The 15099-nt window shown below is 65.5% G+C and carries 14 protein-coding genes; 4 read left to right on the top strand and 10 right to left on the bottom strand.

Annotated elements, in window-relative coordinates:
• Positions 1-31 precede the first annotated feature (31 nt).
• Positions 32-775: a GntR family transcriptional regulator gene (locus ACQP0C_RS18250; RefSeq protein ID WP_433734079.1), complete on the top strand. Its 744-nt coding sequence runs from the start codon at positions 32-34 to the stop codon at positions 773-775.
• A gap of 324 nt (positions 776-1099) precedes the next feature.
• Here ACQP0C_RS18250 and ACQP0C_RS18245 read toward each other — a convergent pair whose 3' ends face one another.
• The 4 genes from ACQP0C_RS18245 to ACQP0C_RS18230 all read right to left on the bottom strand — a co-directional run bounded on the left by ACQP0C_RS18245 (position 1100) and on the right by ACQP0C_RS18230 (position 5365).
• The gene (locus tag ACQP0C_RS18245) at positions 1100-2740 is read right to left on the bottom strand and encodes a long-chain fatty acid--CoA ligase (RefSeq protein ID WP_433734078.1); all 1641 of its coding nucleotides are present in this window, start codon (positions 2738-2740) and stop codon (positions 1100-1102) included.
• Positions 2741-3019: 279 nt separating this feature from the next.
• Entirely contained in the window at positions 3020-3871 is an 852-nt protein-coding gene (locus ACQP0C_RS18240; protein WP_433734077.1) for an alpha/beta fold hydrolase, read from the bottom strand.
• Positions 3872-3874: 3 nt separating this feature from the next.
• Positions 3875-4783, bottom strand: a complete 909-nt coding sequence (locus ACQP0C_RS18235) for a VOC family protein (RefSeq protein ID WP_433734076.1) — start codon at positions 4781-4783, stop codon at positions 3875-3877.
• Between the two features lie 39 nt (positions 4784-4822).
• The gene (locus ACQP0C_RS18230) at positions 4823-5365 is read right to left on the bottom strand and encodes a VOC family protein (RefSeq protein ID WP_433734075.1); all 543 of its coding nucleotides are present in this window, start codon (positions 5363-5365) and stop codon (positions 4823-4825) included.
• 188 nt (positions 5366-5553) lie between these two features.
• Between ACQP0C_RS18230 and ACQP0C_RS18225 the strand changes: the two genes are divergently transcribed.
• Entirely contained in the window at positions 5554-5949 is a 396-nt protein-coding gene (locus ACQP0C_RS18225; protein ID WP_433734074.1) for a YciI family protein, read from the top strand.
• A gap of 23 nt (positions 5950-5972) precedes the next feature.
• On the opposite strand, the gene dmpG is transcribed toward ACQP0C_RS18225, so the two are convergent.
• The 6 genes from dmpG to ACQP0C_RS18195 all read right to left on the bottom strand — a co-directional run bounded on the left by dmpG (position 5973) and on the right by ACQP0C_RS18195 (position 13176).
• On the bottom strand, positions 5973-6989 hold the full coding sequence (gene dmpG / locus ACQP0C_RS18220; RefSeq protein ID WP_433734073.1) for a 4-hydroxy-2-oxovalerate aldolase: 1017 nt from the start codon (positions 6987-6989) through the stop codon (positions 5973-5975).
• Positions 6986-7945, bottom strand: coding sequence for an acetaldehyde dehydrogenase (acetylating) (locus tag ACQP0C_RS18215; RefSeq protein ID WP_433734072.1), 960 nt, complete (start codon positions 7943-7945; stop codon positions 6986-6988). The genes dmpG and ACQP0C_RS18215 overlap by 4 nt, the downstream gene beginning before the upstream one ends.
• On the bottom strand, positions 7942-8802 hold the full coding sequence (locus ACQP0C_RS18210) for a 2-keto-4-pentenoate hydratase (protein WP_433734071.1): 861 nt from the start codon (positions 8800-8802) through the stop codon (positions 7942-7944). The genes ACQP0C_RS18215 and ACQP0C_RS18210 overlap by 4 nt, the downstream gene beginning before the upstream one ends.
• 961 nt (positions 8803-9763) lie before the next feature.
• Positions 9764-10192 (bottom strand): DUF6069 family protein, encoded by a 429-nt coding sequence (locus ACQP0C_RS18205; protein WP_433734070.1) that lies wholly within the window; start codon positions 10190-10192, stop codon positions 9764-9766.
• Positions 10193-10349: 157 nt separating this feature from the next.
• Positions 10350-12068 (bottom strand): CocE/NonD family hydrolase, encoded by a 1719-nt coding sequence (locus ACQP0C_RS18200; protein ID WP_433734069.1) that lies wholly within the window; start codon positions 12066-12068, stop codon positions 10350-10352.
• A 490-nt stretch (positions 12069-12558) separates the two neighbouring features.
• A complete protein-coding gene (locus ACQP0C_RS18195) occupies positions 12559-13176 on the bottom strand; it encodes a TetR family transcriptional regulator (protein ID WP_433734068.1) in 618 nt (205 codons plus the stop codon).
• A 776-nt stretch (positions 13177-13952) separates the two neighbouring features.
• On the opposite strand from ACQP0C_RS18195, the gene ACQP0C_RS18190 reads away from it, so the two are divergent.
• On the top strand, positions 13953-14192 hold the full coding sequence (locus ACQP0C_RS18190; RefSeq protein ID WP_433734067.1) for a hypothetical protein: 240 nt from the start codon (positions 13953-13955) through the stop codon (positions 14190-14192).
• A gap of 613 nt (positions 14193-14805) precedes the next feature.
• Positions 14806-15066 carry a hypothetical protein gene (locus ACQP0C_RS18185; protein WP_433734066.1) on the top strand — a complete coding sequence of 87 codons (261 nt, stop codon included), beginning with the start codon at positions 14806-14808 and terminating at the stop codon, positions 15064-15066.
• Positions 15067-15099: the final 33 nt, after the last annotated feature.

Below are 15099 nucleotides of genomic sequence, written 5' to 3'. Positions count from 1 at the left end.
ATATGTATACACATCGCCTAAGCTAATGGTCATGAGTCGCAAAGTGCTCGTCCCGCACATCACCAAAGTCGAGCTGCCCGAGGCACGGCAGGCGATCCCGCACGTACACGCCTACCTGCGCGAGCGGATTCTCGACGGCACGCTGCGACCAGGGACGAAGCTCTCGCAAGTATCGCTGGCCGAACAACTCGGCGTCAGCCGAACGCCGTTGCGCGAGGTGCTGCGGATGCTGCAAGAGGAGGGCCTGGTCCAGATCGAGCCGAACCAGCGCACCCGCGTCTCCGTGCTCGACCCTCGTGAGCTCGACGAAATCTATGCGAGCCGAATCGTGCTCGAGTCGCTGGCCGTAGCCATGACGGTGGGCGACTTCGACGCCGACGCCCGAGAGCAGGCGGCTGACCAGCTGGCGGCCATGCGAGCGGCCGCGGAGGCAGGCGAGACCGAGCGCTGGTTCGTCATCCACTCGGCGTTCCATCGCACGATCACCTGTGGCGCCAGCGAGACCATGCAGAAGCAGTTGCGTCAGCTGGCCGACCAGTGCGTGCGGTACATCCGCATCTACCAGGGTGGCGAGCCCAATAGCTGGCATCAGGCCGGTGATCACGAGCACGTGCAGATTCTGTCGGCGGTGGAGGAAGGAACCAAGGCCGTGGCCCAAGCCCGCCTGGCCAGCCACCTGGCCCACACCGCCCTCAAAGTATTGAGCGACACCTCGCCCGACTACCAGCCGACCGCGGTGCCGTTGGCACTGGAGATGGTCGGCGTTCCGGACTGAGGGTGCGTGGCCGCCATGCGCGGCAACGGTCTTCGGGATGGGATCGAAGCCAGGCTGGCGCCGTGGCAGCGGCTCACGAGACGGACCGCTCCGGCCTACCTGTACTGGCGCTGTGCGATCTGCTGGTCGCCGACCAGCAGATCGCGTCGAGCACACGTGGCGTGCTCGGCCATTCGGCTTGTCCCGCAGCGCCTGGCGCGACCTGGCGAAACGCCATCCAATCCCGCAAACGGTACGTCTGACCGCGCGGCGGCAGCGGATCACCCCACGCCACCACTGCCGATGGTGGAGTAGTGACGTGGGGCGGTCACCAGGAAGACGGGCTCAGTCGAGCGTGGTGACGTCCAGGTCTCCGTCGGCGTACCGGCTGCGCAGGCGCTTCTTGTCGAACTTGCCGACGCTGGTCTTGGGGACCTCCGCGATGAAGGTCCACCGTTCCGGCAGTTGCCATTTCGCGAACTTGTCGGCCAGGAATTCACGCAGCTCTTCGGGTTTGGTCTCGGCACCGTCGGCGAGCACGATCGCCACCAGCGGGCGCTCGTCCCACTTCTCATCGGGCACACCGATGACCGCGGCCTCGGCCACGGCCGGATGACCTATCACCGCGTTCTCCAGATCCACCGAGGAGATCCATTCACCACCGGACTTGATCACATCCTTGGAACGATCGACCAGGGTGAGATAACCGTCGGAGCTGATCTTGCCGACATCGCCGGTACGCAGCCACCCGTCATCGAACTTCTCCGGATCCACCGCCGCCCCGTCCGGGGAGTAATAGGAACCGGTGATCCACGCGCCACGCACCTCCAGCTCACCCAGCGACACACCGTCGTTGGCCACCACAGCGCCGTCGTCGGCGACCAGACGCGCCCGCACACCGGCCGGGAAACGCCCCTGGGTCACCCGGTAGGCCCACTTGTCTTCCTCGGTGACCGCGGTCGCGGGCGGATGCGCGACGCTACCCAACGGCGAGGTCTCGGTCATGCCCCACGCGTGCAGCACCCGCACACCGTGGGCGTCCTCGAAGGTGCGCATCATCGACGGCGGAACAGCCGAACCACCCACCACCACCGCACGCAAATGCGTGATGTCCTGCGGATTCGCCGCCAACCCCGCCAACACCCCACCCCAGATCGTCGGCACCGCGGCAGCGAAGGACGGCTTCTGCGCGGCCATGCACTCGAGCAACGGACCCGGCTGCAGGAACCGGTCCGGCATCAACAGATTCGCACCCGACATCAACGCCGCATACGGCAGACCCCACGCATTCGCGTGGAACAGCGGCACGATGGCCAAGATGGTATCGGTTTCGAACAGGCCCATACCGTTGTTCGCGCTGACCTGCATGGCGTGCAGCCAGTTGGAGCGGTGCGAGTACACCACACCCTTCGGATCACCAGTGGTGCCGGAGGTGTAACACATCGCCGCGGCGCAGCGCTCGTCGATCACCGGATAGTCGTAGGTGTCGGGCTGCGCGGCGAGCAGTTCGGTGTAGGAATGCACCCGCACCCCCTCGGGCGCGGTCAGTGCGGCGGCATCGCCATTGGCCACGATGACGTGGCGGACGGTCTTCAGATTGGGCAGGTACTGGGCGAACATCGGCAGCAGCGAGCCGTCGACGATCACCACCTGATCCTCGGCGTGGTTGGCCACGAAAGCGACCTGGTCGGGGAACAACCGGATGTTCAGCGCGTGCAGCACCGCCCCCATCGCGGGCACCGCGATATAGGCGACCATATGCTCGTTGTTGTTCCACATGAAGGTGCCGACGCGATCACCGACACCAATTCCCAAGCCGCGCAACGCATTTGCTAGACGCGCCGATTCCGCGCCCAGCTCACGGTAGGTCATGGTGCGTACGCCGGTGCCGGTCCAGGTCGATACGGTCGAATCGCCCAAGAACGTCGATGCATAGCGCAGCAACGTCGCCAACGACAACGGCTCGTCCTGCATGGTGCTCAACATCGGTACTCCTTTTTCTTCAGTGACTTCCCCTCAGAAAGCCAAGTCCGTTTCGGCGGTCTTCGGGACCGAATAGCCTGCCCACCCGGCCGCGGAGCATCGGCCACCCGAATCCGAAATTCCTGCCCAGCCGTGAGATCACGCTCGATACGGGACTGCGCAACGAGTGCCCGGCGATGGTGTCCGGTCGCACCATGCGCACGCCGTCGGCCGCCACGGTGGAAGATCCGAAGAAGCGGGTGAATGATCGAAGGCCCCCGCGAGCGCGGGGGCTCAGCCAGGTCAGGCCTGGGACAGGAACGGTTCCACGACGCCGAGGAACTCGGCGGTCTTCTCGATCATGGTCCAGTGGCCGCAGTTGCCCAGCAGGTGCAGCCGGACGTCCGGAAGGAGTTCCAGCAACGCCCCCGAGGATTCCTTCCACGGCACGACCCGGTCGTCCCGCCCATGGATCATGAGGGTCGGCTGCGCCACCTGGGTCAACTCGGCTCCGGACAGGGCCAGGTCATCGACCCAGCGTTGGCGCGGTTCGGGGAACATCGCTTCCCAGGATTTCGCGACCGTGGGCTCGACACTTGCCTCGTATCGCATCTCGACCAGTTGGTCGGTGATCAGCCCCCGGTTGTAGGCGAACAGCCCGATGATCTCGCGCATATTCTCCATTCCCGGCCGATAGCTCCAGACCGTATCGAGCCCTTGCGGTAGCGCCATCGCGACGCCCATCGAGCCCATGAGGACGAGGCGACGAATGGCGTGCGGGCGCTCGGCCGCGAGCGAAAGGGCGATTGCTCCGCCCATCGAGTTGCCGATGATGTCGAAGGTCTCGATGCCGAGTTCGTCCATCAGCGCGAGTGCGTGCCGGGTCCACGCCTCCCGGCCCCAGGTGCGCGGCTCACCGGTGGCTGTGCCACCGAAACCCAACTGGTCGGGGGCGATGACGCGCCGGGTCGCCGACAGCGACGGCAGCACGGGACGCCAGTTGGCCGCGGCGCTGACACCGGGACCGGATCCGTGCAGGAGCAGTAGCGGCGGCTGAGTGCTCGAGCCGGTGGGTTCCCCGGTGTCGATGACGGCGGTGCGCACCCCATCGACCTCGCGGATCGATGCGGTCAGCTGATCGCTGGTGACGGTCACTTGCTAGCTCCTCGTTGGGGTGGAATGAGATTCGGCCACCGGGGCCGGACGCTGCGTCGAGACCCGCTTGACCGGGCCCAACCACATGTCGATCGAGCCGGGTTCGTCCGGATCGAATGTGCGCGGTCGCCAGGCCGCCTCATCCTCGATGCGACGCACCCCGAACGAGTACTCGTAGGTGAAACCCTCGGGGCCGAGAAAGTAGAGGAACACCGCTGTCGACTGTGGGTGGCGACCAGGGCCCATTTCGATCTGGACATTGTGCTCTTGCAGGAAGTGCCAGGAACGGAACACGTCGTCGATGGACTCGACCTGAAAGTTCATGTGGCACAGACCAGCGCTCTCCCCCTGGAATACGGCGAGCTTGTGGTGCACGGGATCGATCCGCATCAGGCACGCGGCATCGCCGATCCAATCCGACACGCGCGCGTTGAAGTGCCCGTTCCAGAACCGGTAGGCCTCGTGCACATCCGGGGCGTCGAGGCACAGGTGCCCGAACTCCGTGATGCCGGCCGGCCGAGTGAAGGCGACCGGGCGAGTGATCGTCTCCTGCTGGCAGACCAGCTCGATGCGATTGCCGAAGGGGTCGTCGAAGCCGATGAACTCGGCCACGCGCCGCGAACGAGCCTCTTGCTTCGCCCCACGCCGCACCGTGAAACAAGCCCGCTCGAGCTCACTCTCAGCCGCCGCCAGCGCATCCGAGTCGGCGACGGTGAACCCGGAGGCCAGGACCCCCGACACCCCCTCGACCAGAGCGAGACAGTGGTGGCGGGAGTCGGCGCGAAGGTGTGCGATGCCCGGTTCGGTCTCGTTGGCGAGCTCGAGACCGACGATGCGCGTCGCGAAGTCGACGGCGGTGCTGAGATCGGCGACTCCTGACCGCACGTAGGCAATGTCGGTCAGCGTGATCATGGGTTTCCTCTCCTGTGGAACCTTGCCGAACGCGCGCTGTCAGGAGTCGATCGCGTCCGGGATCAGGTTCTTCACCAGCCCCGGCTGCAAATAGCCGGTCTCCCCGTACTGAGCGACCAGCGCCGCGTTGTCGGCCAGCAGCTTCTCGATCGGTTCGGTGAGGTCGATCGCCGCCAGGAATGGCTGGCGGGCGGGCAGCCCGGTCTGCCAGTACACCTCGCACCGGTTGCCCTCGGGATCGAAGAAATAGATTCCGAACGCGTTGCCGTGCGTCACGATCATGTCGAAGTGGACATCGTGCTCGATGAATCTGCGGTGGAACTCGAGCAGCTCGGTCAGATGATTGACCCGGAACGAGACCTGCTGAATGAGTTTGGTGTCCTCGTCGGCGCGCGCCACGGTCCGGCCTTCGACGAGCTGGAACTCGTGGTGCTCGAAGTTCGGTCGGGCGCTGAAGAACCGCATGCCCAGATTCAGATCCTCGTCGGTGACGGTCAGTCCGAGGACATCGCGGTAGAACGCGGTACTGGTCTCCAGGTCATTGCAGAAAACTCCGAAATGACCGAGTTCAGCGATCGGCATGGTGAACCTTCCTTTACTTGGGTGGCGGCCGGGTCATGTGCTGGTCGATGAGCTGCGCTTCGAACCGCTCGGCCGAGGAGCGCGCATGTGGCGGCACCCCTGTTCGCTCCTTCTGACCGTAATGTGTATGCACTTTTGATGTCAAGGTTCTTCTGGATCTTGGCGGCAAATGTGCATACAGTTCTGGGATGAATTTATTGCCCCCCACCACCGATCACAGCGCTCCGGATCTCTCACGGCTCCTGGGCCGGGACTACTGGATGGTGACCTCGACCCCGGTAGACGGGACGACCGCCGAGGCCATCGCCGCCCTCGCCCCGGCGCACATCGCCTGGCTACTGGACCTCGAGCAACGCCACCTCGTGTTCCTGTCGGGCCCCCTGGTCAGCGGCCCCGGCGCTGGCCCGGGATCGGGCGTCACGGTCTTACGGGCCTCCGACGAGGCCGAGGCAACCACCATTGCGTCAGCGGATCCCTTCGTCACGGCGGGTCTGCGAACTTTCGTTGTTCATCAGTGGCGCCTCAACGAGGGCAGCGTCTCGATGCGGCTGTCACTCGGTCGCGGTACCTACGAATGGCAGTGAGCGAGTTGGGCATTCAGCCTTCCCTATGCGGTCTGGGCGGCCGTCAGGTCCAAGGCGATGTCGATGATCATGTCTTCCTGTCCGCCGACGAGCCCGCGCCTGCCGACCTCGAGGAGGATGTCACGCACGTCGATGCCGTATCGCTCGGAGGCGGCTTCCGCATGGCGCAGGAAACTCGAGTAGACGCCCGCATAGCCCAGAGTGAGGGTCTCGCGGTCCACGCGGACCGGCCGGTCCTGCAACGGACGAACGAGGTCGTCAGCAGCGTCCTGAAGCGCGAAGAGATCACATCCGTGCTTCCAGCCGTACAGGTCGGCGACGGCGACGAAAGGCTCGATGGGACAGTTGCCCGCGCCCGCGCCATGGCCGGCCAGCGAGGCATCGACCCGGGTCACTCCCTCCTCGACCGCCACCACGGAATTGGCAACCGACAGCGACAGGTTCTCGTGCGCGTGAATGCCGATCTCCGTGGTCGGGCTGAGCGCGTCACGATACGCGCGAACGCGCTCGCGGACCCCGTCCATTGTCAGCCGTCCCCCGGAGTCGGTCACATACACGCAGTGTGCGCCGTAGGACTCCATGAGCGCCGCCTGCTTCGCCAGCTCGTCGGCCGGGGCCATATGGCTCATCATCAGGAAGCCGGACACGTCCATGCCGAGTTCGCGGGCCGTGGCGATGTGCTGCGCGGAGACGTCGGCCTCGGTGCAGTGCGTGGCCACGCGGACGGAGCGGACGCCGAGGGAGTACGCCTGCTTCAGGTCAGCGATGGTGCCGATTCCCGGTAATAACAACGTGGTCAGGCGCGCGTGCTCGATAGTGGCCGCGGCGGCTTCGATCCACTCCCAGTCGGTGTTGGACCCGGGGCCGTAGTTGAGGGAGCCGCCGGCCAGGCCGTCACCGTGCGCGACCTCGATGCCGTCGACACCGGCGGCATCGAGCGCGGCCACGATCGCGGCGACATTCTCCGGCGTGATGCGGTGCCGGACGGCATGCATGCCGTCCCGCAGCGTCACGTCCTGGATGAACAGGTTGGCGGTCATCGGGTTTCTTCCTTCCGCTGGGCGATGCGCTCGGCCATCTGCACGGCGGCAGAGGTCATGATGTCGAGGTTTCCGGCGTAAGCCGGCAGATAGTGGGCAGCGCCCTCGACCTCGAGGAACACCGACACCTGATGGGTCGGCACGGTGTCGGTGCCCTCGCGCAGCAACGTGTGCACCGGTTGGCCGTCCGGGATCGGGCTGATCTGGACCGCCTGCTTGAGCCGGTACCCGGGCACATAGGCGGCCACGTCGCCGACCATCTTCTGCACCGATGCGGTGATCTCCGCACGGACCGCCGGGTCGGGGGCTTGCACCAGGCACAAGACGGTGTCGCGCATGATCAACGGGGGCTCGGCGGGGTTGAGGATGATGACGGCCTTACCGCGCTCCGCTCCCCCGACGCTGGTGATGGCATGCGAAGTGGTCTCGGTGAACTCGTCGATGTTGGCGCGCGTGCCCGGGCCTGCCGACTTCGATGCGATGGACGCCACGATCTCCGCGTACGCGACCGGCACAACCCGCGCGACGGCTGCCACGATCGGAATCGTCGCCTGACCGCCGCAGGTGACCATGTTCACGTTCGCGGCGTCGATGTGCTCATCGATGTTGACCGCCGGCACCACGAATGGTCCGATCGCCGCCGGGGTGAGGTCGATCAGTCGCTTGCCGTACGGCGCCAGTTCGACCGCGTTGGCCTCGTGCGCCTTGGCCGACGTCGCGTCGAAGATGATCTCGATATCGTCGAAACCGGCCATGTCGATCAGGCCGTCGACACCGTCGGCCGTGATGGGTACGCCGAAGCGGGCCGCGCGGGCCAAGCCGTCGGAGTGCGGGTCGATGCCCACCATGGCGCCCATCTCCAAGTGTTTCGAGAGCCGCAGCACCTTGATCATCAGGTCGGTGCCGATATTCCCGGACCCGATGACGGCGACCTTGGTCTTGCCGGCGTGGTTCATGCTGCCTCTCCTGCGTAGATGTCGGTGGTCCTGCTGGGGGTTGGGTCCCCTGCGAAGCGGGCTTGGACCACGCCCAAGCCGCTGATCTCGGCGATGACGTGATCGCCGGCGACTACCGGTGCCATCGGGCCCAGCGCGCCGGAGAGGATGATCTGGCCGGCCCGTAGCGGATCGCCGAATTCTCGGGCGGTTCGGGCGAGCCACCGCAGGGCTTCGAGCGGATCGCCGAGGCAGGCGGAACCGGTGCCGGTGGACACTTCACGACCGTTGATCCGCATGCTCATGGTGACGTCGACCGGTTGGAACTCGTTCAGGTCGCGACGTGCACTGCCGATCACGAACAAGCCGCTCGACGCGTTGTCGGCGACAGTGTCCCCGTAAGTGATGTCCCACCCGGCGATGCGGCTGTCGACGATCTCCAGGGCGGGCGCGGCGTAAGCGACCGCACGACGTACCGACTCGATATCGAGCCGTCCGTCGTCCAAGTCCCTGTCCAGGACGAAGGCGACCTCCGCCTCGACCTTCGGCTGCAGCAGCCGGTCCATCGCCACGACCTGCTCCTCCGAACAGTGCATGTCGGCGAAGAGGACGCCGAAGTCCGGCCGGTCGACGCCGAGCTGGGCCTGGACTGCCGGTGAGGTCAGACCGATCTTCCGACCGACGATGGTGGCGCCGACGTCGAGCCGGGCGGCGGTCAGGCGCTCCTGGACGGCATAGGCGGCGCCGACGTCGGTGCTGCCGATCAGGTCACGGACCGGCGCACAGGGCTGCCGGTTCGCGGCTGCCCGGATGAGACGGGCCGCGGCCGCCTCGACAACGTCGGGCCCGGATCCCGGACTGTTATTCACAAAGGACATGCGACATACCGTGACCCAAGAATGTGCAGCGTGGCGACAGTTGAGTTCCGGTGAGCCGAACTCTTCGCGATCCGGTGCATTCCGAACAATGCGCCGCATCGCACGAATCGGACGCTGGAACTTCTGATTCGAGCCGCTCACCGAAGCGCGATCGACAGTGGGCGGCGTAGACGAGCACAGGCGGGTGTTGAAGATCTCGGAAGCGCTGACGATCGCTCGCTGAACCATCGCCCCGTCCAGCCAGGGCATGGTTGGCGATCAGCGTGGGGTGTTCGAGTGCGAGTCGAGTTCGGCTGGAGCTCGAACTGGTGTGCGCGGCAAGGGATTCGGCTCCGGCCGAGCCCATCAGATGCCGCAGCAGGCGGCATCGGTCATGTTTGTTCATCGCCAGAGCCGCTGATAAGGCATGGGCTGCAATGCTTTACGCATATCCTGATCGATTTGGATTGTTGCCAGTCCCATTTCATGCGCTGCCTTCGCAAAAGTGTGCGCTGCTACGGGGTCGGCGTGGAAGTGCATCGGCGGCCAACCCGGGAATTGGACTGTGACATGGCATCGCATTGCATTACCTTGGTCGTTCGGTGCAGTCAGGTGCGGACATCTCGGGACCGCCATGATCGAGAACCCGGTATTTCACCTGTCGCACACTGATATCCGGCCGTTGGCCGATGGAATCTGTCCGGTGATCACCTGGCGATGGAACTGCCCGGGGTCGCGGACGGCGGCTCGGGAGTCGCAGGGATGCGGCTCGGGCACTCGCCTCGTCGACGTCGGCGTACCTCAGGGTGGCACCGGGTAGCCGGACGGCGGGGCAGTCGGGGTGGAGCGCCGCAGAGTCCACCACGATCGCGGCAAGGTTGGCATGACGACTGGGCATGTGCATGGGCTCCTTCGACGTTCCCGGCCGCCGGCCGGATCGGACTCCGCACTTTCAACGGACCGATTGGTTGTTTCTGGCGTGCTACTGCGTTGCGGGCCGATCGCCGCTTCCGCGGGCCAGGAGCGGGATGAGTACGGCGGCGACTGCCAGGTGCATCAGGGCGAGCGTGGCTTTGGCACTGCCGGATGCCTCGACGTACGTCATCGGCGCGAGCGACACCAGCAACACGATGACGGCCAGTCGGATCCAGACAGTCGAGGCCCGGTCGGTCAACCGATCCAGCCACTTCCGCGTCGCTGAGGCGAGCAGAGAGACGATGAGCGTACTGCCGACGACGATAGGCAGGCCGACATCCTGGGCCGGAAGTCCGTTGCGGGTATCGACGTGAAGTTCGACGCCGAGGCTGTGGGCTGCGACCCACAGCAGGGCGGTGACCAGGACGGCCCCGCCGCCCGCTGATGCGTAGCGGAGAAGGCTCGGGCTGGTTCGGCGGGTGGATGTAGTGGTCATCAGGGCACTCCTTAATTAGAGGTTGGGACGGTCTTGCCTGGCCTGTTCGCCGCGGCGAACAGGTGTATAGGGGGCCACGCCGGTTCCGGCCGCGACTCACCAGGCGGGTGATCGAGACGAGCGGACCGAGTCGGCGCGGTCGGAGGGCATCCCGTTCTCATTCGCCGTCCAGGATCGGAAGGAGAAGGCGTGAGCTGGAGTGCACCGTATTGACGGCCCCGATGCCGACGAGGGCGTGACTGAACAGCATCATGGGGCGGAAGTCCTTGCGGGTGTCGTCACTGGTGAGGATCAGCCGGATGCGATGCCCGCGGCGGAACTGGCGGGCATTGGCCACCAGCGGGATGCGGTAGTCGACCGACTCTCCCACCGGGATGGGATCCCGCGTCCTCATCGGGAGGACCGGCCTGCCCGTCTCACTCGCGTCCTCGTCGACGTGGCGCATGCTGGCGCGCAGCCACCCCGGGGTGACGTCGGTGGACTCGCCGTCCGGTCCGATGTCTTGCAGGAGCAGGATCCATCCCGTGTCGGCCTCACTGCTGGTGGCGGTGAGCCGTAGCTCGGGATGACCGACCATGTCGAGGTCGTCGGGAAGGGGATCGCTGGTCCAACTCAGCTGTGCGGGCATGGCGTTCGCGCCGTCCGTGGCGTAGCTGCGCTCCCCCGGCCGCTCGTCGGCCGTGAGGGAGCCGTCCGCGTTGAGGGACAGGGCCGTGTATGTGGCCGGCGGGGGCCAGGAGTCGGCGGTGCGCCACTGTTCGGCCCCGGGCAGCCAGTAGCGGATGGCGGGGCCTTCGAGAATGCCGGTGTCCTGCCCCTTGAGCCAGTGGTCGAACCAGGCGAGGGCCTCGATGTGCATGCTCTCCCATGGCCAGGGCAAGCCGTGCTCCCCGAGCATGGCCATGCGCACATGCGGGTTGTGGGCGAGGGCCTGCCAGGCTTTGAAGAGGCCGGGCAGATGGAGAGCAACGTTGGACCACTCGCCGCCGAGGTAGACGGGAATGTCGACACGGGTGAGCAATTCGGTCAGGTCACGGTCGTCCCACCACGCATCCCGGACGGGGTGCTCGGTGGCCACTGCGTTCAGCAGGTCGTCCCATGGGTGGGCATCGTGGCCGAATCGGCTGACCAGCTGCAGGCCGTGGTGCACCTTGGCGACGTCGGCGTGGCGAAACCCGTGGTGGACGGCGGGAATGGCGAGAACTTTGCGCACGAGACGGGACAATCCCTTGCGGTAGAGACGGTCGCCGTGGGCGGACAGCACGCCCAGCGCACGGAACCAGGGGGTGACGAAAGCCTCGTTCAACAGGCCGTTGTGGTAACTGGCGCCCCACGCCTGGACAGTGACATTGAAGGGAAACAGGGCCTTGAGGTGAGGCGGGCGCTGGGTGGCCGCCGCCATCTGGGTCATGGCGTAGTAGCTGATGCCGATCATGCCCACGTTCCCGTCGCACCACGGCTGCCCGGCGACCCACTCGATCAGGTCGAACAGGTCCTTGCGCTCCTGCTCGTCGAAGAAGGTGTAGGTACCGCCCGAGCCCACCGTGCCGCGCAGGTTGGCGATGACATGGGCGTAACCGCGCGGCGCCCAGAAGTCGCTGGCACCGGCCTCGATGATGGCCGCAGGGGCACCAAGGTCCTGAAGTTGGCGGGGATAGGGTGCCGCCGCGATGAGCGCGGGGAATCTGCCCTCCCCATCGGGCCGGTGAATGTCGGCCAAGAGCTCGGTGCCGTCGCGGACCGGGACGGGCATATTGTCCTCGCGGATCGTCCCGTGCAGAGCCGGGGACAGGTTCTGGTACTGACGACCTGTGGTCTGAGGTCCGTTGAGCTGCCGCTGACCGGACTCCACACCCGCAGCCTTGAATTGCGCCATTGCACTCCATTTACACATGTACGGAAATTAACTGCCATCACCGTACGCGCGCCGGTTCGCTGCGGGCAAGGGAAATTTCCACAGACCGTGAAAATATGGGCGGGTCCGGCGGAGCGCCGCCGCGGGCAGTCACTGCCTGCAGGCGTTCGCCGGAACTCGCCGCCACAGGGGGCCCACATTCAGCGCGGGCGCAGGAAGCATTGGACGGACCCCCGTCCAGCGGTCCGCGTTCGCCGCGGTGGGTCTACAACTCGAACCAGACGCGTTGGTCACGCTGGAGCAGCAAGGCACCCCAGCGGCAGGCTAGGGCGTCTACCAAGAGCACCGGCCGCGCCCGCCCTCATCCTCGCCGCTGGCGCAGGTCAGGACGGGCAGACTGCACGAACCGCTGGTGACCGGGTGGAAGATCTTTTGGGGTACCGGCGACCGGCTGGCTGCGCTGGAAAAGGCGGGCCGGCCGGCGATATCGGCCCTGGGCAGTCGCTTGCAGTCAGGCGTTCTCAGGGATGTCCCCACCCAAGGCGCCCGTTAAGTAGTGCTGCACAGTCGGCGCGATCAGGTCGATGACCTGCTCTGAAGGGATGTCAGCGATGCGGTCGATCGCCCAGACGTAGCGCGTCATCGCCAGGCCCACGATCTGCGTGGAGACCAGATCGGCGCGCAGTTCGGCCTCGTCGTGCGGAAGACTCGCCGACACGACCTGCAAGACGAGCGCGGAGAAGACGGAGCGGAGGCGCTCCATGGCGAAGGGCGCCTGACTTGCCGCGAGGATGATCGAGCGCAGGACCTCCGAGGTGGCCGGGTCGTCCCACATGCGCATCGCCGCCTCCACGAAGGCTCGCCCCCGCTCCTCCAGCGGCACCTGGGCAGCCTCGGCAATGCCCTTCCCGAAGGCATCCGGCGGTTCCAGCGCCGCCTCCAGCAGTCCCGTTTTATTGGCGAAGTAGTAGTTCACGAGGGTGGGATCCACATCGGCGGCCTGAGCCACCGACCGCAATGAGGTCCCGTTGTAGCCCCGCTCAGCGAAGGACTTGCGGGCCGCCGTCAGGATGCGGTCCGCCTGCGCGCCACGTTCCCCGCGCGGCCCTCTTCCTGCTCGTGCTGCCATGTCCCGCTGTCCCCCTTTGCCTGTTCCATGAGCGCATGATGGCCCGCTAATGCCGTTTCAGCCTGGTGAAACATATTTCAGTATACCGTGAAATTGCAACCGGGACGGAAACCTGGGCCACCACCAGGCAGATCAGCTCGGCAGCGGTGAGCGTCTACGGCCGGCCTGGCCGTCGCGACCCAAGTCGTCGCCGACAATCCGGGCCGCCTCCTGCAGACACATCCCGGGACCTATCCCGCCCACGGCCACGGCCACATTTCGCGTGCGTGCGCCAGCGCCCATTTCGATCTAGCAAACTCACTGGAAGCGCGACAGTGCAGTAGTGCACCTGCGGTTTTCTGCAGCGGTTCCCACATTCCCCTATACATAGTTAACCGACTGTGCGTAAACTGTGACCAAGCTGATATCAAAAGACGACCGGGAAGGTCGGCAGCCCTGTAGGCGCAAGGTCGAAACGATCACACGTCCCGCGAGTTGCCCATGAGATCGGCGAGCAGCAGTCCACAACCGGCTCGCGATCTGCAGGCTCACCCTCTCGTCATCATATTGAAGATCGACCGCTGTGACACCGCGGCGGGCAGCAATAACGAGACGGTAGCGGCGATTTCGTGCGTTGCCGAACAGCTAAGCGTTTCCACAACACCAGAACTGCTGCATCGGCGAGCCTCAGCGGCTCTTGCTTCCCGGGTCCGTGCTACCCGACCACGTTGCCGGAACCCGATCCCCTTGTCCGAGAAACCGATTCACAACATCACTACAGCTACGAAGGAGCTGCAATGCGCAAGAAGGTCCAAGAAGCACTACATCAGGATTTCAATCGCTGGAGCGAACTGGTCGACCGCGCCGCCCACGCGGATAACGAATTCGAAAGAGAGAAACCCGCCTTGGCCGCGGCAGAGCTGGAAATGAAGTGGATCCGCACGGCCGCCGAAGACTGGAGAACACTGCACGACCAGTGGTGCGAAAGAATCGACAGAGCGCGAGCAAGTCTGAAGTCCCAATACGCTCTGCTCTGAGCCATATCGCCGAATCGACCTGAACGGTCGAGGACCACCACGAACTCCGAGCGGTCTTGTACCGGCCACGTCTGAGATCGGCTGGTCACCATATTGTGATCGGCCGCGATCGCGGTCAGCTCGACCACCTCGATGACGGGTTGCCGCACCAGTTTTCCGGCCGCGAGCGACGATAGGGTGCCGACTCCCCATGACAGCGTCGCGGACAGCGAATCCGGGCGCAGCACCGTCGCTGAACCGCTTCCGGTAGATGCCGGAGCAGGACGAGGGCTGCGGCTACGACCGCACCGATTCGCCACGGCCACACCCGATCCGAACGTATGTCCCCTTGACACCACATGGCCTCGCACCACTGGTGTTGTGTACTTGCTCCCGGCAAGCTGCGAAGCAGGGCGTCGCCAGACCGAGCATGCTAGCGCGCTCCAGCGATCGATACCGGTTGAACGACCCCCGTGAAGTCGTGCACATCGTGTTCGACGAATAGATGCCCGATGGCCGGCTCGGTGGCACCGTTCAGCCAGCACATCTCGCGGACCTCCGCGCTCAACGGCGCTATCAATCGGATGTCACGCACCATTCGATAGCCATTCCTTCCTCAAATCTTCGAACCGCTGTGCCACGCCGGAACACGCACGCGGCGCCGAGTGCCATTGCCGGCGAAGGAACCGCCGACGGTCGATTCGCCGCCGGACAGATCCCGTCGAACGCCGCGCACATCAGCGACTTCATTCTCGAGATCGTGGCCAACTGCGGCCACACCAGCACACTCGAACAACCTGAAGCGATCACCGAGCTGCTCGTCGCGTTCCTGACATCCCTCGACCGCGGCCACCCCGCCCCGCACCTGACTCGACCGAGCCCACCGGTTACGTAGCGGTCCCAACCTCTGCGACTAGCGATCGCACCA

It is taken from the genome of Nocardia sp. CA-129566 (genome assembly GCF_050956075.1).
Taxonomy (GTDB): domain Bacteria; phylum Actinomycetota; class Actinomycetes; order Mycobacteriales; family Mycobacteriaceae; genus Nocardia.
Note: the sequence above shows the minus strand (reverse complement) of the source record. Positions and strands in the feature narration are given on the sequence as shown.